This is a genomic window from Pseudoclavibacter sp. JSM 162008 (assembly GCF_041366455.1).
GTDB lineage: Bacteria > Actinomycetota > Actinomycetes > Actinomycetales > Microbacteriaceae > Pseudoclavibacter.
Map to the genome: position 1 here is coordinate 113530 of NZ_JBEWYX010000002.1, position 24824 is coordinate 138353.

The following is a 24824-nucleotide window of genomic DNA, read 5'->3' on the forward strand; positions in this document are numbered from 1 at the left end:
GCCCTCGCTGGCCCAGTCGGTTCCTTCGAGAAGGAGGCGCTCGTCTTCCTCACGCTCGGTCAGGACCTCGTCCTCGTCGTCCGAGACCGCCGGCATGAACGTCTCGGCGATGTCCTCGGGCCGGAGCTCCAGGTCGCCGGAATTCACGGCTTCCTCGTTCCCCTCGGCGTGGTCGTCCCAGTCGCCGGATTCCTGCTGGTCGCGTTCGCTCACGCCACTACCTCCACGTCGATCTCCAGTGCACCATACGTGTCGGCGCTCGCCTCGGCGTCTGCGGGGACAGCGAGTCCGCCGGTCACCTGGAACTCGACGGCGAGCGTCTCACCGGCGATGAGCTCCCGGTGCGCCTCGATGGCTGCGACCGACGCGTCGTCGGCACGCAAGGTGAGGCGGATGCGGTCGGAGACCTCGAGTCCGGCCTCCTTGCGCGCGTCCTGAACGGCACGCACGACGTCGCGGGCGAGGCCCTCGGCGGCGAGCTCGGGGCTCATGTTCGTGTCGAGCACGAGGATCCCACCGCTCGGCAGCAGGGTGATGGCGCGGTCTTCGCTCTCACCGGCGGTGACGAGCTTGACCTCGTACTCGCCGGCCTCGAGCTGCAGGCCGCCTGCCGTGACGACGCCGTCGACCTCGCTCCAGTCGCCGGACTTCGACGCCTTGATCGCGAGCTGCACCTGCTTGCCCAGGCGCGGACCAGCGGCCCGCGCGTTGACCTGCAGGACGCGGTCGATGCCGTACTTGGCCTCCGACTCGTCGACGAGCTGCTCGAACTCGACGGACTTCACGTTGAGCTCGTCGCGCAGGATGCCCGCGAACGGCTCGAGGGCGTCCGTGTTCGGTGCGACGACGGTGAGGCTCGCGAGCGGCAGGCGCACGCGTCGCCCGGCCTGCTTGCGCAGCGACAGGGCGGAGCTGGTGACGCGGCGCACCGCGTCCATCGCGTCGACGAGCGTCTGGTCGCTCGGGAAGACGGAGGCGTCCGGCCAGTCGGTGAGGTGCACGCTGCGGCCGCCCGTGAGCCCGCGCCAGACCGTCTCGGAGATGAGCGGCGTCAGCGGGGCGGCGACGCGGGTGAGGGTCTCAAGCACCGTGTAGAGCGTGTCGAACGCCTCGGTGCTCGTGGCGTCGTCGGTCACGCCTCGCCAGAAGCGGTCGCGGGAGCGGCGCACGTACCAGTTGGTGAGCACGTCGCCGAAGTCGCGCAGGCGCGAGGCGGCGGTCGTCGAGTCGAGCGCCTCGAGGTCGGCCTGCACCTCGGAGACGAGCACGCCGAGCTTCGCGAGGATGTACTGGTCGAGCACGTCGCTCGAGTCGGTGCGGAACCTCGCCTCGTAGGCCGAGGTCGAGCCGACCGCAGTGTTGGCGTAGGTCGTGAAGAAGTAGTACGTCGACCACAGGGGCAGCAGGAACTGGCGGACGCCCTCGCGGATGGTCTCCTCGGTCACGATGAGGTTGCCGCCGCGCAGCACGGGGCTGGCCATGAGGAACCACCGCATGGCGTCGGAGCCGTCGCGGTCGAACACCTCCTGCACGTCCGGGTAGTTGCGGAGGCTCTTCGACATCTTGCGGCCGTCGTTGCCGAGGACGATGCCGTGGCTCACGACGCGCTTGAAGGCGGGGCGGTGGAAGAGCGCCGTCGACAGCACGTGCATGACGTAGAACCAGCCGCGCGTCTGCCCGATGTACTCGACGATGAAGTCGGCGGGCGAGTGCGAGTCGAACCAGTCGCGGTTCTCGAACGGGTAGTGCACCTGCGCGTAGGGCATGGAGCCCGAGTCGAACCACACGTCGAGCACGTCGGGGATGCGCCGCATGGTGGATGCGCCCGTCGGGTCGTCCGGGTTGGGCCTCGTGAGCTCGTCGATGAATGGGCGGTGCAGGTCGGTGGGGCGCACGCCGAAGTCCCGCTCGATGTCGTCGAGCGAGCCATAGACATCCACTCGCGGATAGTTTGGGTCGTCGCTCTTCCACACGGGGATGGGGCTGCCCCAGTAGCGGTTGCGGCTGATCGACCAGTCGCGGGCTCCCTCGAGCCACTTGCCGAACTGGCCGTCCTTGACGTTGTCCGGCACCCAGTCGATCTGCTGGTTCAACTCGACGAGCTCGTCGCGGAACTGCGTGACGCGCACGAACCAGCTCGAGACGGCCTTGTAGATGAGGGGCTTGCGGCAGCGCCAGCAGTGCGGGTACGAGTGCTCGTAGCTGGCCTGCTTGAAGAGCCGGCCGTCTGCCTTGAGGAGCTGCGTGAGCGGCTTGTTGGCGTCGAAGACCTGCAGGCCAGCGACGGGCTCGACGGCGGCGAGGAACTTGCCGCCCTCGTCGACGGAGAGGATCGTCGGGATGCCCGCGGCGTCGCTGAGCACCTTGTCGTCTTCACCGTAGGCGGGCGCCTGGTGCACGATGCCGGTGCCGTCGCTGGTCGTGACGTAGTCGCCAAGCAGGAACTGCCAGGCGTTCTGGGTGCCGTACGTCTCGGTGTCGGCGTAGAAGTCCCAGAGGCGCTGGTAGCGGACGCCGGCGAGCTCGGCGCCCGTGAGGGTGCGAGCGGTCGCGGCTGTCGCGTCTTCTACGGCCTCGTAGCCGAGCTCCTTGGCGTGCGCTGCGACGCGCGCGGTGGCGAGCAGGAACGAGCCCTCGCCCGCCGCGGTGCCGTCGGCCGCGCCGAGCGGTCCTGCGGGCACGACGGCGTAGTCGATCTCGGGGCCGACGGCCAGGGCCAGGTTGGTGGGGAGCGTCCAAGGGGTCGTCGTCCACGCGAGTGCCTTGACGCCGGCGAGGCCAAGCGCCTCCGCCTGCTCGCCTTCGAGGGGGAAAGTGACCGTGACCGTCTGGTCTTGACGCATCTGGTAGACGTCGTCGTCCATGCGCAGCTCGTGGTTGGAGAGGGGCGTCTCGTCGTTCCAGCAGTACGGGAGCACGCGGAAGCCCTCGTAGGCGAGGCCGTCGTCGTAGAGCTTCTTGAACGCCCACAGCACCGACTCCATGTAGGAGATGTCGAGCGTCTTGTAGTCGTTCTGGAAGTCGACCCAGCGGGCCTGGCGGGTCACGTACTCCTGCCACTCGCGCGTGTACTTGAGCACCGATTCGCGGGCGGCGTCGTTGAAGGTGTCGATGCCCATGGCCTCGATCTCGGCCTTCGACTGGATGCCGAGCTGGCGCATGGCCTCGAGCTCGGCGGGCAGTCCGTGCGTGTCCCAGCCGAAGCGGCGGTGCACCTGGCGGCCGCGCATCGTGAAGTAGCGGGGGAAGACGTCCTTGGCGTAGCCGGTGAGGAGGTGCCCGTAGTGCGGGAGGCCGTTGGCGAAGGGTGGGCCGTCGTAGAAGACCCATTCTTCAGCGCCCTCGCGCTGGTCGATGGACGCCTGGAAGGTGCCGTCTTCGCGCCAGAAGTCGAGGACGCGCTCTTCGAGGCGCGGGAACGACGGGGAGGCGGCGACGCTGTCCCGGGTCGAGCCGGCGGGGGTCGAGCCGGCGGGGTCGGCGGCTGGTCCGAACGAGGCCTTCGGGTAGCTCATACGGTGGAACTCCTGGCAGTAAGTGGATGTGCTTGGTCTGCTTCAGGGACGCCGTGCGGCGCGGTACCACCCCGATTGCGGGCTCCCCCGGGCTGCTTCCCGTGCAGGGAAGGCATCCGCTGGAACTCACCACTCGTTCCGAGCTGTGACGGGCTCACCCGCCCGGTTCTACTTGGCGTTCGCTCCTCGAGGGGTGCGCTCGCTGTTCTTCCGGGGACTCCCCGCTGATGGGCGGATCAAAGTCGTACTGGCAACATCGTACGCGCCCTGCTGTCGCGAGTGAAACGGCTGGCGTTGTTCTCGGGGCGGTCCGTCGTGCGCCAGCCCGTTCATGGACAGGCTGTGTACTCTCGCTTCGCCGATGCTCGCCTCGCAGCGGGCACCTCGAAACGAACGGAACGACGCATGCTCACGACCCGCCTTCCCAAGCTCGCAGCGATCTGCGCCTTCGCCGCGATCGCGTTCACCGGATGCTCGGCGGCCGGCAGCGGAGGGGCCGCGACTCCGTCCCCGACGGCGGCCGCGTCCGCGGAGAGCACAACCGCGGAGGGTGGCGGCACGTGCGCGGACGTGCAGGCGGAGATCGACTCGATCCGGACGAGCGTCGAAAGCATCTCAACGCAGGTGCCGGGCGACATCCCGGGTGCCGTCGCGACGCTCTCGACGATCGGTACGAGCCTCACGACGCTGCAGGAGAGTGTCACCGACCCTGATCTCAAGACGCATGTGGACACGCTGGTCACCGAGGTGACGTAGCTGCAGGCGACGGCCGGGGAGCTGGCGAACGGCGAGGGCGGTTTCGCGGCCGCCGCGAGCATCCTGACCCAGCTCGGCGAGGTCGAGTCGGCGCTGTCGTCGCTGAACGCGTACTGCGAGCTGCAGACGAGCTAGGCGCTCCGAGCAGCCGTTCGGCCAGATTCAACACCTCGACTTGACTTCTCGGTACCGCTTGCGGGTGAGGAGTCGGTACTGCCAGCCGGGGCGAAGGACTCGCCATCGGTTGCCGCGGTCCCTCACGAGTTCGAGTTCTTCGCTCTGGGCCATGTGGTGGTGCAGGCTGCAAAGGAGGACGCCGTCGTCGGTGTTGGTGAGGCCGCCGTCGACCCACCTGCTGGTGTGGTGCGCTTCGCACATGCCGACGGGTTTCCAGCAGCCAGGCGTGATGCACCCCTGGTCTCGGACGGCGAGAGCGCGGCGTTGCCCGCGGCTGTACAGCCGCTGTCGGCGTCCCAGTTTCAGGATCTCCCCGTTGCTGCCGACGATCGCTGTCTGCACGAACCCATCGCAGATGGTCTTCGCGACGAGGCTTGGAGGCACTGCAGTGCCGGTGCGCTCAAGGTGCGGCACATCGGCAGGCCGGGTCGGTTCGCCGCTCGCGCCGGCCCGGGTGGTGACGATCACAACAGTGGGTGCTTCCCCGCCCGCGCGAGGCGCGTGAGCGGACTCCGCGTAGCGAGCGAAGACCTCCCCGAGAGCGTCGACGCGCTGCTGCGGCAGAGCCCGCCGGTCCGTGATTCGCTCGTCCGGATGTGCGAGGTCAACCTCGGCCGCGTCCAGGCCGCCAGCTTGCCCATCGTCAGCGGCCAGACCACCCGCGCTCAGCCCTTCAAGCTCGCCGCGATCATCGCCCGCGGTCGTCTCTCCGAACCGTGGGGTGCGGGTCGGCTCGCATTCAACCGCGCGGCGGGGCGAAGTGAGGGTCTCGAGCGTCTTCACGAGCAGCTCGCCCTGCTCGGGAGTGGCGACGAAGCGACCCCGCACCGTCCCGTCCGCGGCCTGCCGAACCCGCAGACCGCGATTGCGCGCGATCGCCTCCGCGCGCGGTTCCGCCCCGTCCGGATCGAGGAACGCAACCCACGCGGACGCCTGCACGCGCAGTTCCTCCGGCGTCGCCGGCACCGCGGCTTCCAGGTCGGCGCCCTCAGCATCGATGCCATCCGAGTCGGCGCTGACCGGAGTCACGCCTTGCGCCGACGCAACAAGCTCCGTCTCCGCAACGTCGACGTGCGCTGGTTCAGCGCGAACTGCGGCGGCCTTCAACCCCTTCACGATCATGAACGCCTGTGCAACGGAAACGCGCGCCGCGGCCAGCGCTCCGGCAACCGCTGGACGTGCGGGCAGCAGCGGTTCTCCAGTGAGCGACCGGCCCGAGCGGGTCGCTTCGGCGAGCTCTACGAGCATTCGCGCGTCTCGCCTCTCCACGCCAAGCAGATGCTGCAGCAGCTCTGCGAGCGACGAGAACCCGGCCGCTCGCGCGAGCGCGTCCGGCACCGACGACTCCTCGTCACGTCGCAGCGCTTCCCCGGCGACCTCCACGAGCGCCGCGTCCAAAGCGCGCCGACGCCCTGCGAGCTCGCTGATCACAACCGGGATCTCCGCCGCGAGCAAGCCCGCGACTTGGCCGGGTGACGCGACCAGCGCATCCACCACCGCCGACTCGGCCATACCCCGCGATCGCGACTCGGCCGTCTCCGTCAACGGCTCCGCACTCGCACGGCGCGACGCAGAAGTGCACTCTGCACCGAGACCCTGGACTTCAAAGACCATGATGACCTCCCCCCGGGATCACCACCAGCCTACCTCTTCGCACGAAGCAGAATGCTGAGATCAGGCATTTTCTACATTCTTAGAACATAGAGACTACAGACGAGGCGTGTACGACATGCGAAGCCGGCCCACGCCCTTAGCCACCGTAGCCGCGCAGGATCGGCGCCGTCGCCTCGTCGACGAGCTCGGCCAGACTGCCGCGAGCTGGGCCAGCCTCGACCCAGCGGTCGCCCGCGGCGACCACCGCTGCGACGATCGCGCCCGCGCAGACGGCCCGCTGCAGCTCGTCGAGGGCGGGTTCGGTGCGCGACAGGTACCGCCGGAGTGCCGCCTGCTGGACGAGCGCGCGCTTAGAGCCCGTGGCCGCGAGGTCCTCACCCGTTCCGGTCATCTCACGAAGCGACGCGGCCCACGGGATGTGCTCAGGGCTGACCGTCTCGGCGATGGCGAGGAGGACCCGGCGCAACTCGGCCAGCCCGCCACCTGAACCGCTGACGCCAGCGTCGGCAAGGTCGGCGGCAGCCGCATCCAGGAGCGAGGGGATGCCTGCCAGCAGCGGGTCGAGGCCGACCCACAGCACGTCGGCCTTGGCGGTGAAGTAGTTGAAGAAGGAGCTTCGCGCGACCCCCGCTCGGCGGGCGATGTCGCTCGCGCTCGTCTGCTCGTACCCCTGCTCGAGGAACAGCTCGAGGGCGGCCTCTTCCAGGGTCTCGCGACTCGACGCCGAGGGCCGACCTCGACGCGCGGCCCGCTCCTCGTGATCCGTCATGTCCGACTCATTTCTGCATGGTGTCCATAAACACGGTTACACTCTGCGAGTGTCAGAATCCCTCACCCGCCGTTCCGCGAAGCCCGCCGCGCTCCTCGCCTTGTCCGCAGCCCTCATCGTGCCACTTGCCGCCTGTTCGAGCGACACCGGCGCCGGAGGCGAGGCTGAAATCCTTCGATATGCCTCGGGCGACGCCGAACCGACCTGCCTCGACCCGCACGTCGGCGGGAACTGGCCCCAGGCGATCCTCGCGAACCAGTTCCTCGAGTCGCTCTTCTCGAAAGACGAGGCCGGCGAGATCGTGCCGTGGCTCGCGACCGGCGCCGAGCCCTCCGACGACCAGCTGAGCTGGACCGTCTCCCTCAAGGAAGGCGTGACCTTCACCGACGGCACGCCGTTCGATGCGGACGCGGTCGTCGCCAACGTCGAGCACATCAAGAACCCGGACACCGCATCGTCGACGGCGATCCTGGCGCTCGGCAAGGTCTCCGAGGCGGTTGCCGTCGACGAGCACACGGTGCGCTTCGACCTCAGCGAGCCCGACAGCGCCCTCGTCGAATCGCTCGCGCAGACCTGGCTCGCCATCGAGTCTCCGGCCGGCCTCGAGCGCGGCACCGACGCGAACTGCCTCGCCCCCATCGGCACGGGAGCGTTCAAGGTCGAGTCGTGGGAGAAGCAGTCGCAGGTCGTGCTGACCCGCAATCAGAACCACACAACGGCGCCGGAGGACGGCGTCTCGACCGAAGACCAGCTAGGAGCGGCCGTCGACACGATCGAGTGGAAGTTCATCCCAGATGCGGCCACCCGCCTCGCCGCCCTGCAGTCGGGCCAGGCAGACATCACCGACTCCGTGCAGCCGGATGCGCTCTCGCAGTTCCAGGCGAACGGCACCGAGGAGACGCTCATCGGAGCGCGCCCGGGCGTGACCGCTCGCATCGAGCTGAACACGACCCGCGCGCCGTTCGACGACCCCAAGGTGCGTGAGGCGTTCGCGGCCTCAGCCGACATCGACGCCGCCGTCGAGTCGCTCTACTTCGGGACGCTCGAGCGCTCGACGTCGGTGCTCTCGAGCGCCACGCCGTTCGCCACCTCCCATCCCGACGCGTTCGGGTTCGACGCCGCTCGCGCATCCACCCTCCTCGACGAGGCAGGCTGGACGGCACGCGACGCCGACGGCGTGCGCACCAAGGACGGCAAGCGCCTCGAGGTGGCGTTCCCCGTCTCCACGAACCAGTCGATCCCCGCCGAGATCTCGGTGCTCGAGCAGATCAAGGCGACAAGCGCCGAGGTGGGCTTCGACGTACAGCTCGAGCTGCTCGACCTGTCGACCTGGTACGAGCGCAGCGGTACGTGGGAGTTCGACGCGATCGTCGCGCCGTACTCGAAGAACTCGGCCGACGTGCTCCGCATCGTCTACTCGACCGACAGCATCACGCCAGCCCCGAGCGGATACCACGCCAACAACACGGGCCTCTCGCTGCCCGAGCTCGACGCGGCCCTCGAGGCCGCCGTCAAGACGACCGACGACGCCGAGCGCGAGCGCCTGTACGGCGAGGCCCAGCAGCTCATCATCGACAGCGGCACCGTCATCCCGCTCTACGACCAGACCGTGCAGTTCGCCTACGGCGACAACGTGCACGGCTTCCGGCTCCAGCCGAACGTCAACGTGCCCTCGCTCGTGAACATCACCATCGAGTAGCGGGACGACAGACGAGCGCGGCACGCGAGACAATCGACGAGTGACGACGGATGCGCGGTCTCGCGCGGCACGACTGGTGCCGCTGATTCCGCGCATCCTCCTCCGTCTCGGCGGCGTCCTCTTCGTGCTGTGGGCGGTCATCACCGTCACGTTCTTCGCCGTGCGGGCCGTGCCGGGCGACCCGGTGCTCGCGATCCTCGGCGGGCCCGGCTCGAACGCCAGCGCCGAGGCGGTCGCGCAGGCGCGCGCAGACAACGGGCTCGACCAGCCGCTCTTCCTCCAGTACCTCTCGCAGCTCTGGCGCACCGCGACGGGCGACCTCGGTTTCAGCTACGCGCAGCGCGAGAGCGTCGCGGACCTCATCGGCGAGCAGCTGCCCGGCACCCTCGCCCTGGCCGGCCTCTCGCTGCTCCTCGCCTGGGTCATCGCGCTCGCGGTCGCCTGGTGGTCGACGGGCGGCGGTCGCCTCGCGTGGGGCATCGCCTCGACGCTCGAGGTCATCGCCGCCGCCGTTCCGCACTTCTGGCTGGCGGCCGTGCTCGTGCTGATCTTCGCAGGGATGCTCGGCCTTCCGGTTGCGGTCTCCGGCCCCGGGTTCTCCGGCCTCATCCTTCCGAGCATCACCCTGGCCCTTCCCCTCGCCGGCTATCTCGGGCAGGTCATGCGCGAGCAGATGCTCGATGCCCTCGAGTCGCCGTTCGTGCTCGCGGCGCGTGCGCGGGGGGAAGGGCGAAGCGGCGTCTTCTGGCGGCACGTCCTGCGCCACGCTGCGATCCCCGCCGTCGGTCTCAGCGGCTGGGCGCTCGGCTCGCTGGTCTCCGGCGCGGTGGTCGTCGAGACGATCTTCGCGCGGCCAGGGCTCGGCCGCTCGCTGCTGGATGCCGTCGGCGCGCGCGACGTGCCGTACGTCATCGGCGTGCTCATCGTCGTCGCGGCCGCCTACATGCTCGTCACGGTGCTGACCGACCTGGTCGAGCCCCTCATCGATCCGCGGGAGCGGGACCGGGCCGGGTCGCGCGAGCGGATCGGGGTGCGCGCATGAGTCTCGAGGCCGCGGCGGTCCGGGATGCGCGTGCCGGCTCAGGTGGGCGTCGCTCCGGGCGCGCCGGCTCAGGCTCGCGGCGCGGCGTGTGGCTCGCGGTCTGGCTCGGGGTCACCGCCCTCTACGTGCTCGCCGCCGTCTTCCCCCAGCTGCTCGCGCCGGGCAACCCGCTTGCCGTGAACCCGGCCGACGCGTTCTCGCGCCCGAGCCCCGAGCATCCGTTCGGCACCGACGAGTCGGGGCGCGGCGTCTACACGCGGGTGGTGCACGGCGCGGCATCGTCGCTCACGATCGGCGCGCTCGCGACCGCGATCGGGCTCGCCCTCGGCGCCGTCTTCGGGCTCGCCGCCGGCCTCGGGCCACGGTGGCTCGACTTCGGCACGACCCGTATCGTCGAGGTGTTCTTCTCCTTCCCCGGTATCCTCCTCGCCCTCCTGCTCATCGTGCTCGCAGGCCCCGGGGTGGTGACGACGACGATCGCCGTCGGCCTCTCGACGGCGCCCGGGTACGCACGGCTCATCCGCTCCCAGGTGCTGCGGGTGCGCGCGAGCGCCTACGTCGAGGCCGACCTCGTGCTCGGCAGGTCGCGCTGGCACACGTTCGCGCGCACGCTCCTGCCGAACGTCGCGTGGCCGCTCTTCTCACTCGCGACCCTCGGGCTCGGGCAGGCGATCGTCTGGGCGGCGGCCCTCAGCTACCTGGGCCTCGGCGAGCCGCCGCCCAGCCCGGAATGGGGTTCGATGCTCTCGGCCGGCCGCCTCTACCTGCCGACCGGCAGCTGGTGGCTCACGATCTTCCCCGGCACCGCGATCGTCGGCGCCGCGGTCACGGCGACGATGCTCGGCCGCATCATGCAGCAGCGCACGAGGCAGGCGTCGTGAGCGGGCGCAGCCCCGCCGAAGGCGGCGTGCACGCCGCGGATGCTCGGGATGCGGGGTCCGTCGTCGAGGCGAGCAAGCTGCGCGTGTCGTTCGGCGACTTCGAGGCCGTCCGCGGGGTCTCGTTCGAGGTGCGGCGCGGCGAGTGCCTCGCGCTTGTCGGCGAGTCCGGCTCTGGCAAGTCGGTCACGGCGCGTTCCCTCCTGGGGCTGAGCGGTGACGGCGCGCGAGTCGACGCCGGAGTGCTGCGCCTCGACGGAGACGAGCTGCCGACGAAGACCTCCGACGGGGCGTGGCGCTCCATCCGCGGCGGCCGCATCGGGCTTGTCCACCAGGATGCGCTGGTCGCGCTCGACCCGCTCCGCCCGGTCTGGCGCGAGGTCGACGACGCGCTCCGGCTGCACACCGACCTCGGGCGCGCGGCGCGGCGCCAGCGCGTGCTCGAGCTTCTCGACCGCGTCGGCATCGAGGATCCCGCGTCGATCGCGAGACGCCGCAGCGGGCAGCTCTCCGGGGGCCAGCGTCAGCGCGTGCTCATCGCCGCCGCCCTCGCCGGAGACCCGGCGCTGCTCATCGCCGATGAGCCGACGAGCTCGGTCGACCAGGCGGTGCAGGCGCAGCTCATCGGGCTCTTCAACGCGCTCAAGGCAGACGGCATGACGATGCTCTTCATCACGCACGACCTCGGCGTCGTGCAGCGCCTCGCCGACCGCGTCGCGGTCATGAGCGAAGGCCTCGTCGTCGAGACGGCACCGACCGAGCAGCTCTTCCGCGCACCCCAGCACGACATCACCAGAACGCTCCTGGCAGCGCAGCCGAAGCCAACCGGCGACTCGTCCGGCAGCGCGTCCGCGGCCTCCGCCGCCGCGACCGCTCCTCGGCTGCTCGACGTGCGCGCCGTGTCTCGGACCTTCCGCACCCTCGGGGCCGCGCCGGTGCATGCCGTGCGCGGCGCCTCGTTCTTCCTCGGCCACGGGGAGACGCTCGGCATCGTCGGCAGCTCTGGCTCAGGCAAGTCGACGCTCGCCCGCATCGCGCTCGGCCTCGAGCAGCCGGACGCGGGGTCGGTCACCTTCCTCGGCGAGGCCTGGAACCCGGCACCCGAGCGCAGCCGCAGGTCGCGTCGGCCGAGACTCGGCTACGTGCCCCAGGATGCACTGTCGAGCTTCGACCCGCGGCGCACCGTGGGCGAGATCCTCGCGGATGCGATCACCGCTGGCAGGTCGAGCTCGGTGCGCACGAACCGGGCGGCCATCGAGGCGGCGCTCGAGCAGGTCGGGCTCGACGCCTCGGTCGCGGGGCTCCGCCCGCTCCACCTCAGCGGCGGGCAGCGGCAGCGAGTGGCCATCGCGCGGGCCCTCGCCCCCGAGCCGGACGTGCTGCTGTGCGACGAACCGGTGTCGTCACTCGATGTGACGGTGCAGGCGCAGGTGCTCGCGCTCATCCAGCGGCTCGTCGACGACCTCGGCCTCGCCTGCCTCTTCATCTCGCACGACCTCGCGGTCGTGGCCCAGCTCTCCCATCGCGTCGCCGTCATGAGCCGGGGCGAAGTGGTCGAGACCGCGCCCGTCGCCGAGCTCTTCGCCGCGCCGAGGCACCCGGCCAGCCGCGCCCTCCTCGAGGCCCACAAGAGCCTCGAGGTGCGCTGAGCTCGCCGGGTGCCGGGGAGTGGTGAGGTGCTGCGTCGACCTACTCGACCGCCCTACTCGACCGTCAGGAAGCCGGAACCGACCGAGACGGAGAGCGTGCTCTCTGCGTCGTCTGACTGCCGGACGTTGACGTTCGCCATCCCGGACTCGCTGAGGTTCGACTCGACCTTGTACGCGCCGTCAGGGAGCGCGACGCTGCCGAAGCCCGATTCGAGCGAGATGTCAGTGCCCCTGGGCGCGGATCCGGTGAAGACGGCGTTGACAGCACCCGAGTTGGCTGCCAGCACCACATCCCCCGACACCTCCGCCTCGATGTTCGTGGCACCGGACCCGGTGCTCACCGTGAGGTTCGCGGCGGAGCCCTCGAAGTTGCTCGCGCCCGAGTTCGTCTCGATGACGAGGTCGCCGAAGTCACCCTCGAGGCTCGCGGCCCCGGAGCTGACGGTGATGTGAGCATCCAGGTCCTCCCCCGACAACGTCCTCGGCAGCGTCAAGGAGAGCTCTTCGTCGCCGAAGGGGCCGCCGCTGCGGCCACCCGCCCGCTCGACGGCGAGCTCGCCGCCCTCGGTCGTGAGCTGCCAGTCACCGGCCTGCTTGAAGCCCTTCGTCTCGACCGCGAGCTGCGCTTCGGAGACGTCGCCGAACTCGATCTCGATGCCTACAGAGTCGACGTCGACGCGCAGCGAGGACACGCCGGCAACCGACTCCGTGATGGTCGTCTCGTCGCGCATGACGTCGCGGAGGCTGTTGAAGACGGCGCTCGTCAGCGTGCCGGCGACCACCATCCCGCCCACGATGGCGACGGTGATCGTGATCCAGCCGAAGCGCTTCGTGCTGTCACCCTGGGCCTCAGGGCGCGTGTCCGGTTCGAGCGTTGGCGTGGTCATCGGAGTTCTCCGTTCGGGAATCGGGCCGCGTGGCCCTGTCCATCGAGGGGTGTCTGTGGGTTCGGGCGGGGCGAGTGCCCCTGCCCGTCGAGGTGCGCGAGGACGGCCAGGACGCGCCGGTTGCCGCCGTCGCCCTGGTCGAGCTCGAGCTTCTGGAAGACCGCCGAGATGTGCTTCTCGACGCTCCCGGCGCTCACGTGGAGCGCCTCGGCGATCGCATGATTGGAACGGCCTTCTGCCATGAGCCCGAGCACTTCGGACTCGCGCGGCGTGAGCCGCTCGAAGCGCGCATCCCTCGTCTTCCTGGCGAGCAGCTGCGCGACGACCTCCGAGTCGAGCACCGTGCCGCCAGCCGCGACGTTGTCGACGCCGGCGAGGAACTGCTCGACGTCGGCGACCCGGTCCTTCAGGAGGTAGCCGAGGCCGCCGCGCGAGCTCGAGATGAGCTCAGAGGCGTAGCGCTCTTCGACGTACTGCGAGAGCACCAGCACGGCCAGGCCGGGGTCGGTGGCGCGGAGCCGAAGCGCCGCGCGGATGCCCTCGTCGGTGAAGCCGGGCGGAAGACGGACATCGAGGATCACAAGATCGGGGTTCGTCTCGGCGACGAGCCGATCGAGGCGCCCGTCGTCGGCCAGGATGCCGACCATCGTGTGTCCGGCGTCCTCGAGCAGGCGGGCGATGCCCTCCCGCAGGAGCGCGGAGTCTTCGCAGATCAGGATCCGCATGGCACGCTCACCTCGATCGTCGTCGGTCCTTCCGGTGGGCTGGAGATCGTGATCCCGCCGCCTGCCGCCTCGATGCGGTCGGTGACGCCGTCGAGCCCGCCGCCGGGGATGAGGCGCGCCCCGCCCCGCCCGTCGTCCTGGATGCGAGCCCACAGCATCGAGCCGCGCATGCGAACTTGCACCGAGATCTCCGAAGCACCGGAGTGCTTCGCCGCGTTGCCCAGCGATTCGGCGACCGCGAAGTACACGGCGGCCTCCGCGTCCTGCGAGCAGCGGCCCGGCAGCTGCGCGTCGAGCACAACCGGGATGTGGGAGCGCGCCGCGAGGCCGGAGAGCGCGGCATCGAGGCCACGGTCGGTGAGCACGGCCGGCTGGAAGCCGCGGGCCAGCTGGCGCAGCTCCGTCACGGCCTCTTTCGTGGAGGCGTGCGCCTCGTCGATGAGCTCCGCCGCACGGGACGGGTCGGAGTCGAGCTTCGTCTTAGCCATGCCGAGGGTCATACCGATCGAGACGAGGCGAGGCTGCACGCTGTCGTGCAGATCGCGCTCGATGCGGTCGCGCTCCGTGGCGGCACCGCGAACGGCGACGGTGCGGCGACGACCCGCGTCGCGCACCTCCTCCTCCAGCTGCTGCTCCCGGTCGCGGGAGAGGAGGCTGATGGATGCGGCGCGCTGCACGTAGGCGAACGCGACGATGAGCGCGACGGCGACGAGCAGCATCCCGATGCCGATGAGGACCCCGACGAACGGGGTGACGGCGAAGTCCATGCCCCACACGCTCAGCGTCTCTCGATTCTGCAGCGGAGAGAAGAGCGCGAAGACGCCCGAGACGCCGAGCTGCAGCGAACCGAGGGTCAGCGTGCCGAGGACGGCGACGATCACGAGGTGCAGCATGGCCTTCCAGTTGGCCCCGTCCGCGAACTGGACGAGCGGGGTGAGCACGAACCGCCAGCCGTCGCGGCGACGCGAGCGGCGCATCCCGGAGTCGTCGAGCGGACGGTCGTAGAGGGCGGCGACGCGGCGACGCTCGAAGGCCGAGACGCCACGGAACGCGAAGGCGAGGCCCGCGAGAACGATGACGCCGACGCCCAGCACGAAGAGGAGTCCGACGCCGAGGCCGAGGAGGCCGAACAGGAGTGACAGCAGGAGCGGCGCGATGACGCCACCGGCGGCGAGGTGCAGCGAGGTGAGACTCAGCTGCTTGACGTTGTTCTTCATGTCCACAACGCTATGGTCGCGCGTCGCGCGGCAACACGGAGCATCCCTCACACCTCAGCGGGGGTTTTCCCCCAGGAAGCGCGCGTCCTGCTTCAGCTGGGAGCATGATCGCATGCCCCTCGACCTCGTGCTCATCGCCGACACTCACCTGCCGAAGCGCGCCAAGGCCCTCCCCGACGCGCTGTGGACGGCGATCGAGGGGGCGGATGTCGTGTTCCACGCGGGCGACTGGGTCGACCTCGCGACGCTCGACGAGCTCGAGGCCCGGGCACGCCGCGTCATCGGCGTCTGGGGCAACAACGACGGGCCGGAGCTGCGGGACCGCCTCCCTGACGTCGCGCGGGTCGAGCTCGATGGCGTCCGTTTCGCGATGACCCACGAGACCGGGCAGAAGACGGGCCGGGAGCGCCGCATGGACGCCGCATTCCCCGACGCCGACGTGCTGGTCTTCGGGCACAGCCACATCCCGTGGGACACGGTCACCCCGAACGGCCTTCGCCTGCTCAACCCCGGCTCCCCCACGGACCGGCGACGCCAGCCGCGGGTGACCTACCTGACCGCGAGGGTGGAGAGGGGCAGGCTCACGCAGGTGATGCTGCGGGATGCGCGCACCGGCGAGGCTGTTCCCGTCTAGGCGTCGGCGGTCGCGCGGTCCGCGTCGATGTCGTGGCGCTCGAGGAACTCGAACACCTCGCGCTGGTCGACACCCGGGAAGTCACCCGTCGGGAGCGGCGAGAAGACGTGCGCGTGCACGCGCGCGCTCGGCCAGGCCTTCGCCGCCCACCGTTCGCTCAGGTCGCTGCTCGGGGTACGACAGCAGGCCCCGTCGGGGCAGGTCGAGGATGCGCGCTGCTTGGTGTCGCGTCCGCGGAACCACCGCGCCTCATCGAAGGGCACCCCGATTGTGATCGAGAACTCCCCAGCGTCGGCGTGCCCGGTCTGCGTCGAGCACCAGAACGTGCCAGCCGGGGTGTCCGTGTACTGGTAGGTCTCCGTGGTGCGGTTCGTCCGCGCGAGCGAGCTGACCGCCGAGAACTTGCGGCACACGAACTGGCCCTCGACGGAGCCCGTCACGTCCTGCGGCAGCGGCAGCCCGTCGTTCTCGTACGCCTTCGAGATGGACCCCTTGTCGTCGACGCGCAGGAAGTGCAGCTTCACGTCGAGGTGCGAGGTGAGCAGGTTCGTCATGCGCAGCGCTGCGGCCTCGTGGGTCACGCCGAACGCATCCCGGAAGTCCTCGACGGCCATGTCGCGGCGCTCCTTCGCGTCGCGGAGGAACGCGACTGAGCGCGCCTCCGGCATGAGGCAAGCCGCCGCGAAGTAGTTGATCTCCAGGCGCTGGCGCAGGAAGTCGGCGTAGTCCTCGGGACGCCGGTGCCCAAGCACGCGGTGCGCCATGGCCTGCAGCGCCATCGCGCGCAGCCCGTGGCCACCGGGAATGGAGGCGGGCGGCAGGTAGATGCGCCCGTTCTCGAGGTCGGTGATGGAACGCGTCGACCGGGGCAGGTCGTTGACGTAGATGAGCTGGAAGCCCAGATGATCGGCCATCTTGCCGACCGAATGGTGCATGAGGGCCCCGCGGGTGTGGTCGACGCGGCTCAGCAGCTCGTCGGCGAGCTTGTCGAGGTCCGGCATGTAGTTGTCGTGCGCCCGCATCGCGAGCCGCAGCTCGGTGTTGGCCCGGCGCGCTTCCTCCGGGGTCGCGCTCGCCTCGGTCTGACGGCGAACGATCTCGCTGTGCATGCCCGCGAGCGCACGCAGCACCTCGTCGGAGAGCGACTTCGTCGAAGGGATGCGCGGCAGCCCGAGCTCCCGGTAGACGGACGAGCTCTGAGCCCGCTCGACCTCGATCTCGAGGCGCGAGCGGTCGTCGGGAGGCGTGTTGGCGAGCATCTCGCTGAGCTCGACGTCGAAGGCGTCGGCGAGCTGCTGCAGCACGGAGAGCTTCGGCTCGCGCTTGCCGTTCTCGATGAGCGACAGCTGGCTCGCGAGCAGGCCCGTCTTCTCACCGAGGGCCTCGAGCGTCAGCGAGCGCTCCTTGCGGTAGTAGCGGATGCGCCGCCCGAGCAGGAGGGAGTCCACGGCGCCACCTTTCCCTTTGGTTGCTGACGATTTTTGCGCAGCGGGGAAAGGACCGAGTCCGCTCATGGGTGCCTCCGGGCATCTGAATTGCTGATGTGTGAAATTTTGCCATTTTTCTCGGTCAATCTCCATCCCGGGGCATCCCCAGCAGGTCAACACTGGGGGTACGACGCCATGTACGCCTGCTGGCCGGAGAACGCCAGCATGCAGAACAGTGAAAGCAGCTTCGAAATGACTGAACACGCACACGACCACCTCGACGTCCCGCAGCGGGCCGCGAACCCGGAAGTCAACGACTGGGTGCGCGAGATCGCGACGCTGACCAAGCCGAGCCGCATCGTCTGGTGCGACGGATCGCAGGCCGAGATCGACGCCCTCACCGCTGAGATGGTCGAAGCAGGCACGCTCATCAAGCTCAACGAAGAGCTCCGCCCGGGTTCGTACCTCGCCCGCTCGGACGCCGGCGATGTCGCCCGCGTCGAGAGCCGCACCTACATCTGCTCGGAGAAGGAAGAAGACGCCGGGCCCACGAACAACTGGCGCGCGCCTGCGGAAATGAAGGCCGAGCTCAGCGGTCTCTTCGACGGCTCCATGCGCGGCCGCCCCATGTACGTCGTGCCGTTCGCGATGGGGCCGCTCGGCGGCGCCATCACGCAGTACGGCGTCGAGATCACCGACTCGCCCTACGTCGTGCTGTCCATGGCACTCATGACGCGCTCCGGAGACGGCGCCCTCAAGCACCTCACCCCCGGCCGCGACTGGGTCAAGGCCCTGCACACCGTGGGCTTCCCGCTGGAGTTCGAGGACGGCACGAGCCGCCCGGACGTGGCCTGGCCGCACAACGAGTCGAAGTACATCACCCACTTCCCCGAGACGCGCGAGATCATCTCGTACGGCTCCGGATACGGCGGCAACGCACTGCTCGGCAAGAAGTGCTTCGCGCTGCGCATCGCCTCGGCCATGGGCCACGACGAAGGCTGGATGGCCGAGCACATGCTCCTCATCCAGGTCACGAGCCCCGAGGGAAAGACGTACACGCTCACGGGCGCCTTCCCGTCGGCGACCGGCAAGACGAACTTCGCGATGATGAAGCCCAAGCTCGACGGCTGGAAGGTCGAGACGCTCGGTGACGACATCGTGTGGATGCGCAAGGCGGCCGACGGTCGCCTCAACGCCATCAACCCGGAGTTCGGCTTCTTCGGCGTCGCACCCGGCACCGGCTACGACACCAACCCCGTCGCGATGGAGACCATTACGACCAACACCATCTTCACGAACGTCGCGCTCACCGACGACGGCGACGTGTGGTGGGAGGGCATGACCGAGGCGGCTCCCGCGCACCTCATCGACTGGCAGGGCAACGACTGGACCCCGGAGTCCGGGACCAAAGCCGCGCATCCGAACGCCCGCTTCACAGTGCGCGCCTCGCAGTGCCCGACCCTCTCCCCCGCCTGGGAGGCCCCGAACGGCGTGCCCGTCGACGCGATCCTCTTCGGCGGCCGCCGCGCGAGCAACGTGCCGCTCGTCTTCGAGTCGAAGGACTGGAAGCACGGCTGCTTCCTCGGCGCGACGCTCGCGAGCGAGCAGACCGCCGCCGCGGAAGGGCCCGTCGGCATCCTGCGCCGCGACCCGTTCGCCATGCAGCCCTTCGCGGGCTACCACATGGCCGATTACTGGGGCCACTGGCTCGACACCGGGGCCGACCTCGGCGACAAGGCCCCGCGCATCTTCCAGGTCAACTGGTTCCGCAAGGACCAGGACGGCAAGTTCCTGTGGCCAGGATTCGGCGAGAACGTTCGCGCCGTCAAGTGGATCATCGACCGGCTCGAGAACCGTGCCGACTCGATCGAGAGCCCCATCGGCCAGCTGCCGGTGACGGGCGACATCGACATCTCGGGCCTCGAGGGCTTCGACCCGGCCGCCTTCGAGGAGATCTTCACGGTCGATCCCGCGTCGTGGCTCGTCGAGGTCGGCGTGACGCGCGAGTACTTCGACAGCATCGGCGAGAAGGTTCCCGCCGAGCTGTACACGGAGCTCGACGCCGTGCACTCCGCACTGGACGCGGCCGCCGCCTCCACCACCACCCAGACCAAGGCCCCCATCGGGGCCTGACCGACGGCGGCGAGCGGGACTCCGACCACTCGCCGCAAGATGTGCCCCTCCGCGCGCGCGTGGCGCGGAGGGGCGCACAACTCGCAGAGAACCGCTACGGCGCAGTCGGCATGGGACACGGCGACGTGGCCGTCGCCATGCGCAGGCCGGGCCACCTGAGCGTCAGCTCGTAGGGGGTGCTCGTGGGCGTGTAGTTCCAGATGCTGATGCTCCTCGACGCCTGGCCCGCCGCGGAGACCGTCCGCGTGGTCCGGGTGCTGTCGTCCTGCCCCTTCCGCAGGTACCCCCAGAACCCGTTGTAGCCGATGAGCTGCGAGTTCGATCCGCTCGTCGCGCATCGGTACGCCGTTCCCGTGCCACCGTCGAGGGCTATAAAGCCCTTCGAGTCCGTCTTGAGCGTGATGGAGCGGAGGTTGTTCGGGCTTCCGTCATTCCAGGCGGTCGATTCCGAGACGCACGGGTTCTTCACGAACCAGAACTGCTTCTCCTTGCCGCTGATCGTGAACGTCACGCTGGTGTTGGCGAGCGCCTTGCCATTGGCGTCGCCGAGTGTCATGGAGATGCCGTCTGCGATCCACCGTTGTACTGCTTCTGATCGCCGCTGTATGAGCAGGTCGGCGCTGCCACCGAGCTTCCCGAGCTCGACCCGCGGAAGGTGTTGTCCGGGGTCCGGTAGTGGTTCCATTCGCTGTTCCACTCGGTGTGCGTCGCCGTGGCCGTGATGCCGGGCGGAACCTTCGTCGAAGCGGCGACCAGCGGCGCCCCGACGGCCGTCGCCAGCACGGGGATGGTCCATGCCGCCCCTTGGAGGACGACCCGCCGGGGAGTCACCCCCGGGTTCTCCCCTGTCCGTGCATTCTGCGTGTTCTCTGCTGCCAAGTTCCTGCCCCTGCTCTCGTCCTGCCGCATCCCCCTGGATGAGCCACGGGGAACCTCTCCCCGACGAATGCCCGCGCTCGCGGATTCCGGGGTAGAGTTCGGCTTTCGACATGCCATTCCGCGCATTCCGGCAATCACATAACGCGTGAGGACACGCCGTAGTCCACCGCAATAGTCCATTCCGAGGTAGCCCTTTGTTCGCGCTTTGCACCCCCAGCGCCGTCGACGCTCTCCGCCCGGACAGCTCCCGCCGGGAGCTTCGAGGCACCCCGACAAGCCTGGAAATGCGAGGCCAGGCCGCCCTCTCGGCCCTCGCCGCGGCGGGGTGGTCCTGCCGAACCCGAGGTGAGATCGCCATCGCGGGCGACACCTTCCAGGGCGGGTCGCTGCACCTCGCGCGACACTGGCACACGCCGGGCGAATTCGGCGAAACTTCACCATCCAGCACCCGCAGCTCGCTCACCCTGTTCGTCGAGGGAGCAGGCCGGATCCGGATGGCCGACGTAGAGCACCGATACGCCCCCGGGAGCCTCGTCATCCGGCGCGCGCAGGACCCGCTCGTCTACCTCGCCGACTCGCCGAGCGCCTTCGTGACCGTCCGCTCGGCATCCATCGACCACGCGATGGCAGGCCAGGCCCGGACCCAGAGCATCGTGCACGACGACGACAGCAATGCGCGCTCCGTCACGACTCGACTCGTGCTGGACCTCGTGAACTCGCTCCTGAACTCGTCGATCTCCGCAGGACAGCCAGGGTTCGCCGGCGCCTCCCGCGCCGTCGACGCCCTCACGGAAGCGCTCATCGCCGTCAGCATCCCCGCTCAGGCGCCCACCTCCGACCTCGTCGAGCGAGCTCGTCTCCACATCGCACAGCACGCGCGCGAGCAGTCACTCACCGTCGCCAAGCTCGCATCCACGGTCAACGTGTCCGCACGCTGGCTGCAGGAGGAGTTCAACCGGGCAGGGCTCAACCCGAGCCAGGAGATGCGGCGAGAACGGCTTCTCCTCGTCGAACGGACCCTCGAGTCGGCTCACCTCGACGAGACGAGCCAGCTGACGGCGATCGTGCTGGCGTGCGGGTTCTCCTCGGTCCGCGCCTTCAGACGAGCCAAGGAATCGCTCGGCCGCTGCGAATGACGGGCCCGGCGCAGGCCGCCGAGAGCCGCTACCCTAGATGGGTTCACAACAGGCACCCCAGACTCGGTGCCGCCCACATCGACACGGAGTGTGCATGTCCAGCTCGCCCTCAGTTCCTCCTTCTTCCTCGACTCAGGGCATTCCAGACAAGCCCGTCCTCGAGGGCCTCGAAGTCAAGTGGGGTGAGCGCTGGGAGAACTCCGGCACCTACCGCTTCGACCGCGACGGCGCGACGCGCGACGACATCTACTCGATCGACACGCCTCCCCCGACCGCGTCGGGCTCGCTCCACGTCGGCCACGTCTTCTCCTACACGCACACCGACGTCGTCGCGCGCTTCCAGCGCATGAACGGCAAGCGCGTCTTCTACCCGATGGGCTGGGACGACAACGGCCTCCCCACCGAGCGCCGCGTGCAGAACTACTACGGCGTTCGCTGCGACCCGTCGCTGCCGTACGTCGCCGACTTCACGCCCCCGCACGAGGGTGGCGACGGCAAGAGCATCAAGGCCGCCGACCAGCAGCCGATCTCGCGCCGCAACTTCATCCAGCTCTGCGAGCAGCTCACCATCGAAGACGAGAAGGCCTTCGAAGAGCTGTGGCGCCAGCTCGGCCTCTCCGTCGACTGGACCCAGAGCTACCGCACGATCGACGACTCCTCGCGCCGCAAGAGCCAGCTCGGCTTCCTCCGCAACCTCGAACGCGGCGAGGCCTACCAGGACCAGGCACCCACGCTGTGGGACATCACGTTCCGCACCGCCGTCGCACAGGCCGAGCTCGAGGACCGTGACCAGCCGGGCGCCTACCACCGCATCGGCTTCGCGCGCGAGGGCGGCGAGCCCATCTTCATCGAGACCACCCGCCCAGAGCTCCTCCCCGCCTGCGTGGCCCTCGTCGCGCATCCCGACGACGAGCGCTACCAGCCGCTCTTCGGCACGACCGTCACGACGCCCCTCTTCGGCGTCGAGGTGCCCGTGCTCGCGCATCCCCTCGCGCAGAAGGACAAGGGAAGCGGCATCGCGATGATCTGCACCTTCGGCGACGTCACCGACGTGATCTGGTGGCGTGAGCTGAAGCTCCCCAACCGCACCGTGCTCGGCAAGGACGGCCGCCTCATCGCCGACGCCCCCGAGGCCATCACGAGCGAAGCTGGCAAGGCCGCCTACGCCGAGCTCGCCGGCAAGACCGTGTTCAGCGCCAAGAAGGCGGTCGTCGAGCTGCTGCAGGCGTCCGGTGACCTGGTCGGCGACCCGAAGCCCATCCAGCACCCCGTCAAGTTCTTCGAGAAGGGCGACCGCCCCCTCGAGATCGTCTCGACGCGCCAGTGGTACGTGAAGAACGGCGCGACCGACCCAGCCCTCAAGGCCCGCCTCATCGAGCTCGGCCGCGAGATCGCGTTCTGGCCCGACTTCATGCGCGTGCGCTACGAGAACTGGGTCGAGGGCCTCTCTGGCGACTGGCTCATCTCGCGCCAGCGCTTCTTCGGCGTGCCGATTCCCGTCTGGTACCCCATCGATGCGGACGGCGAGGTGCAGTTCGAGTCGCCCATCACTCCGGATGCGGCGCAGCTGCCCGTCGACCCGTCGTCCGACGTGCCGAACGGCTACACCGAGGAGCAGCGCGGCGTGGCCGGCGGGTTCCTCGGCGAGGTCGACGTCATGGACACCTGGATGACCTCCTCCCTCACACCGCAGCTCGCTGGCGGCTGGGAGTCGGACGAGGAGCTCTTCGGGCTCGTCTTCCCCTACGACCTGCGCCCGCAGGGCCAGGACATCATCCGCACGTGGCTCTTCTCGACGGTGCTCCGCGCGCAGCTCGAGCACGGCGTCGCGCCCTGGTCGAACGCCACGATCTCCGGCTTCATCGTCGACCCCGACCGCAAGAAGATGTCGAAGTCGAAGGGCAACGTCGTCACGCCCGCAGACATGCTCGAGGCCCACGGCTCCGACGCGGTCCGCTACTGGGCGGCCTCCAGCCGCCTCGGCACCGACGCGGCGTTCGACCCGAAGAACCCGACGCAGATCAAGATCGGCCGCCGGCTTGCGATCAAGGTGCTCAACGCGTCGAAGCTCGTGCTCGGCTATGGCGATCACGTGGGCGAGGTCACCGAGCCGCTCGACCGCTCGATGCTCGCTGAGCTGAACCGTGTCGTCACTGAGGCGACCAAGGCGTTCTCCGAGTACAACCACGCCCGCGCGCTCGAGGTCACGGAGACGTTCTTCTGGACGTTCTGCGACGACTACCTCGAGCTCGTCAAGGAGCGCGCGTACGGTGCAGGCGACGACGCCGCGGCCCAGGCCTCCGCCGTCACCGCCATGCGCTCCGCGATCGACGTGCTGCTGCGACTCTTCGCCCCGTTCATCCCGTTCGCGACCGCCGAGTCGTGGTCGTGGTGGCACGACTCCGAGCTGCACACCGCAGCCTGGCCCACCGCCGCCGACCTCACGGCGGCCGGTGACCAGGACGGTTCGCTGCTCGCGCTGACGAGCACCGCCCTCACGAGCATCCGCGGCGCGAAGACCGCTGCGAAGGCCTCTCAGAAGACGCCGGTCGCCAGCGCGGTCATCGCGGCTCCCGAGGAGTCGGTGGCACTGCTTCGCCTCGCTTCCGCGGATCTCCGCCACGTCGGCCGCATCGAGCAGCTCGATTTCGCGGTTGCCGAGGCACTCGAGGTGCGGGATATCGAACTGCTCGTCGCCCCGCAGACCGAGGCGTCGTCGTAGGCTGGGGGTTCCCCCAAGTCTGAGTCCAGCAGCGACGTCAGTGACAGAAGAGGAGTCAGGGCCGGCATGACAGTTCCTGAAAAGGCCAAGCCCCGCAAGCGCACGCGGGACCGTGCCGCGGCGCGCCCCAGCATCGAGGTGCGGGCCATGGGCCCAACCGACTACTTCGTCTGGCAGCCGCTGTTCGCACAGCACGTGGATGCGCTCGGCGAGAGCTCGAACGACGGCCGCGCGCTCGGCGTCTGGCGTCACGTCGCGAGCAAGACGGGCAACCTCGAGGGCATGATCGCGTTCGTCGAGGGCGAGCCGCGCGGGTACGTCCTGTTCCGCGAACGACTCGACATCCGCGGCGCTCGCACGGTGCTGAACATCGAGGCCAAGTACTCGGGTGCCGACTCGAACCGCGCGGCGGTCAACGAGGAGCTGCTCGGTGCGGTGTTCGCGGCGGCCGCGAAGCGTGGCTTCCACGCGATCTCGTGGCTCGTCGATGCTGAAGACGAGGTCGGCCTGCAGCAGTCGGCCCGCATGGGCAGCCGCAGCGATGAAGTCCGCTTCGAGATTTCCGTCGACTCGCGTCAGCAGAACGAGGGCTAGGCGTGCTCATCGGTGAGCGGTGGCGGGCGGGCTCCGTCCCGCCGCGCTCGCTGGAGAAGTACCCGGAGTTCCTGGAGGCATGCTCAGCTCAGGAGCAGGTGCTCGCGTCGAGCGTCGACGACGTGTCGAAGCTCTGGTGGACGCTCACCTGGCTCGAGGGGCGGCCTGTCGCCGAGCTCGAGCGGGGGCCGCGGGTCGCCCTCCGCGGCGACGGCTCCGTCCACCTGAGCGGCGCCGAGGAGCCGGTGGGCGCTGGCGTGGGCATCGCCGATGGTGACTCGCACGAACACGACGTCTTCGACGAAGACGAGGATGACGACGATCTCTTCCCGGAGCCAGCGCCCCGCGCGTAGCGGCGTCCGCTGAGCGCG

General features: G+C 69.5%; 20 protein-coding genes. 11 read left to right on the plus strand and 9 right to left on the minus strand.

Annotated elements, in window-relative coordinates; genetic code table 11:
- Positions 1–209: 209 nt before the first annotated feature.
- Positions 210–3515 carry an isoleucine--tRNA ligase gene (ileS, locus tag ABVF28_RS02015; protein ID WP_371029293.1) on the minus strand — a complete coding sequence of 1102 codons (3306 nt, stop codon included), beginning with the start codon at positions 3513–3515 and terminating at the stop codon, positions 210–212.
- A 405-nt stretch (positions 3516–3920) separates the two neighbouring features.
- Between ileS and ABVF28_RS02020 the strand changes: the two genes are divergently transcribed.
- Complete coding sequence (locus ABVF28_RS02020) at positions 3921–4271, plus strand: hypothetical protein (RefSeq protein ID WP_371029294.1); 351 nt, start codon at positions 3921–3923, stop codon at positions 4269–4271.
- 162 nt (positions 4272–4433) lie between these two features.
- On the opposite strand, the gene ABVF28_RS02025 is transcribed toward ABVF28_RS02020, so the two are convergent.
- Both ABVF28_RS02025 and ABVF28_RS02030 read right to left on the minus strand, forming a co-directional pair.
- Entirely contained in the window at positions 4434–6062 is a 1629-nt protein-coding gene (locus ABVF28_RS02025) for a DUF222 domain-containing protein (protein WP_371029295.1), read from the minus strand.
- 136 nt (positions 6063–6198) lie between these two features.
- Positions 6199–6831 carry a helix-turn-helix domain-containing protein gene (locus tag ABVF28_RS02030; RefSeq protein WP_371029296.1) on the minus strand — a complete coding sequence of 211 codons (633 nt, stop codon included), beginning with the start codon at positions 6829–6831 and terminating at the stop codon, positions 6199–6201.
- A gap of 49 nt (positions 6832–6880) precedes the next feature.
- On the opposite strand from ABVF28_RS02030, the gene ABVF28_RS02035 reads away from it, so the two are divergent.
- The 4 genes from ABVF28_RS02035 to nikE are packed head-to-tail and all read left to right on the plus strand — an operon-like array spanning position 6881 to position 12099.
- A complete protein-coding gene (locus ABVF28_RS02035; RefSeq protein WP_371029297.1) occupies positions 6881–8530 on the plus strand; it encodes an ABC transporter substrate-binding protein in 1650 nt (549 codons plus the stop codon).
- A gap of 40 nt (positions 8531–8570) precedes the next feature.
- Positions 8571–9572, plus strand: a complete 1002-nt coding sequence (locus ABVF28_RS02040) for an ABC transporter permease (protein WP_371029298.1) — start codon at positions 8571–8573, stop codon at positions 9570–9572.
- Complete coding sequence (locus ABVF28_RS02045) at positions 9569–10453, plus strand: ABC transporter permease (protein WP_371029299.1); 885 nt, start codon at positions 9569–9571, stop codon at positions 10451–10453. The genes ABVF28_RS02040 and ABVF28_RS02045 overlap by 4 nt, the downstream gene beginning before the upstream one ends.
- Entirely contained in the window at positions 10450–12099 is a 1650-nt protein-coding gene (gene nikE / locus ABVF28_RS02050) for a nickel ABC transporter ATP-binding protein NikE (RefSeq protein ID WP_371029300.1), read from the plus strand. The genes ABVF28_RS02045 and nikE overlap by 4 nt, the downstream gene beginning before the upstream one ends.
- A 53-nt stretch (positions 12100–12152) precedes the next feature.
- On the opposite strand, the gene ABVF28_RS02055 is transcribed toward nikE, so the two are convergent.
- Genes ABVF28_RS02055 through ABVF28_RS02065 form a run of 3 tightly spaced genes read right to left on the minus strand, consistent with a single transcriptional unit; the run spans position 12153 to position 14928 of the window.
- Positions 12153–12986: a hypothetical protein gene (locus ABVF28_RS02055; protein ID WP_371029301.1), complete on the minus strand. Its 834-nt coding sequence runs from the start codon at positions 12984–12986 to the stop codon at positions 12153–12155.
- Complete coding sequence (locus tag ABVF28_RS02060; RefSeq protein WP_371029302.1) at positions 12983–13711, minus strand: LuxR C-terminal-related transcriptional regulator; 729 nt, start codon at positions 13709–13711, stop codon at positions 12983–12985. The genes ABVF28_RS02055 and ABVF28_RS02060 overlap by 4 nt, the downstream gene beginning before the upstream one ends.
- Entirely contained in the window at positions 13699–14928 is a 1230-nt protein-coding gene (locus ABVF28_RS02065) for a histidine kinase (RefSeq protein ID WP_371029303.1), read from the minus strand. The genes ABVF28_RS02060 and ABVF28_RS02065 overlap by 13 nt, the downstream gene beginning before the upstream one ends.
- 112 nt (positions 14929–15040) lie before the next feature.
- Between ABVF28_RS02065 and ABVF28_RS02070 the strand changes: the two genes are divergently transcribed.
- Positions 15041–15562, plus strand: a complete 522-nt coding sequence (locus ABVF28_RS02070; RefSeq protein ID WP_104311459.1) for a metallophosphoesterase — start codon at positions 15041–15043, stop codon at positions 15560–15562.
- Here the strand turns inward: ABVF28_RS02070 and ABVF28_RS02075 are convergent.
- Entirely contained in the window at positions 15559–17010 is a 1452-nt protein-coding gene (locus tag ABVF28_RS02075) for a helix-turn-helix domain-containing protein (protein WP_371029304.1), read from the minus strand. The genes ABVF28_RS02070 and ABVF28_RS02075 overlap by 4 nt on opposite strands.
- 231 nt (positions 17011–17241) lie before the next feature.
- Between ABVF28_RS02075 and ABVF28_RS02080 the strand changes: the two genes are divergently transcribed.
- Positions 17242–19122, plus strand: coding sequence for a phosphoenolpyruvate carboxykinase (GTP) (locus tag ABVF28_RS02080; protein WP_371029305.1), 1881 nt, complete (start codon positions 17242–17244; stop codon positions 19120–19122).
- Positions 19123–19216: 94 nt separating this feature from the next.
- On the opposite strand, the gene ABVF28_RS02085 is transcribed toward ABVF28_RS02080, so the two are convergent.
- Positions 19217–19678 carry a hypothetical protein gene (locus tag ABVF28_RS02085; protein WP_371029306.1) on the minus strand — a complete coding sequence of 154 codons (462 nt, stop codon included), beginning with the start codon at positions 19676–19678 and terminating at the stop codon, positions 19217–19219.
- Positions 19675–20001, minus strand: a complete 327-nt coding sequence (locus ABVF28_RS02090; protein WP_371029307.1) for a hypothetical protein — start codon at positions 19999–20001, stop codon at positions 19675–19677. The genes ABVF28_RS02085 and ABVF28_RS02090 overlap by 4 nt, the downstream gene beginning before the upstream one ends.
- A gap of 284 nt (positions 20002–20285) precedes the next feature.
- Here ABVF28_RS02090 and ABVF28_RS02095 point away from each other — a divergent pair, with 284 nt between their 5' ends.
- The 4 genes from ABVF28_RS02095 (at position 20286) to ABVF28_RS02110 (ending at position 24806) form a co-directional block, all read left to right on the plus strand.
- On the plus strand, positions 20286–21137 hold the full coding sequence (locus ABVF28_RS02095) for a hypothetical protein (protein ID WP_371029308.1): 852 nt from the start codon (positions 20286–20288) through the stop codon (positions 21135–21137).
- A gap of 94 nt (positions 21138–21231) precedes the next feature.
- On the plus strand, positions 21232–23859 hold the full coding sequence (gene valS, locus ABVF28_RS02100) for a valine--tRNA ligase (RefSeq protein ID WP_371029309.1): 2628 nt from the start codon (positions 21232–21234) through the stop codon (positions 23857–23859).
- Positions 23860–23925: 66 nt separating this feature from the next.
- Positions 23926–24453 (plus strand): hypothetical protein, encoded by a 528-nt coding sequence (locus tag ABVF28_RS02105; RefSeq protein ID WP_371029310.1) that lies wholly within the window; start codon positions 23926–23928, stop codon positions 24451–24453.
- A gap of 2 nt (positions 24454–24455) precedes the next feature.
- Complete coding sequence (locus ABVF28_RS02110; RefSeq protein ID WP_179557513.1) at positions 24456–24806, plus strand: hypothetical protein; 351 nt, start codon at positions 24456–24458, stop codon at positions 24804–24806.
- Positions 24807–24824 lie beyond the last annotated feature (18 nt).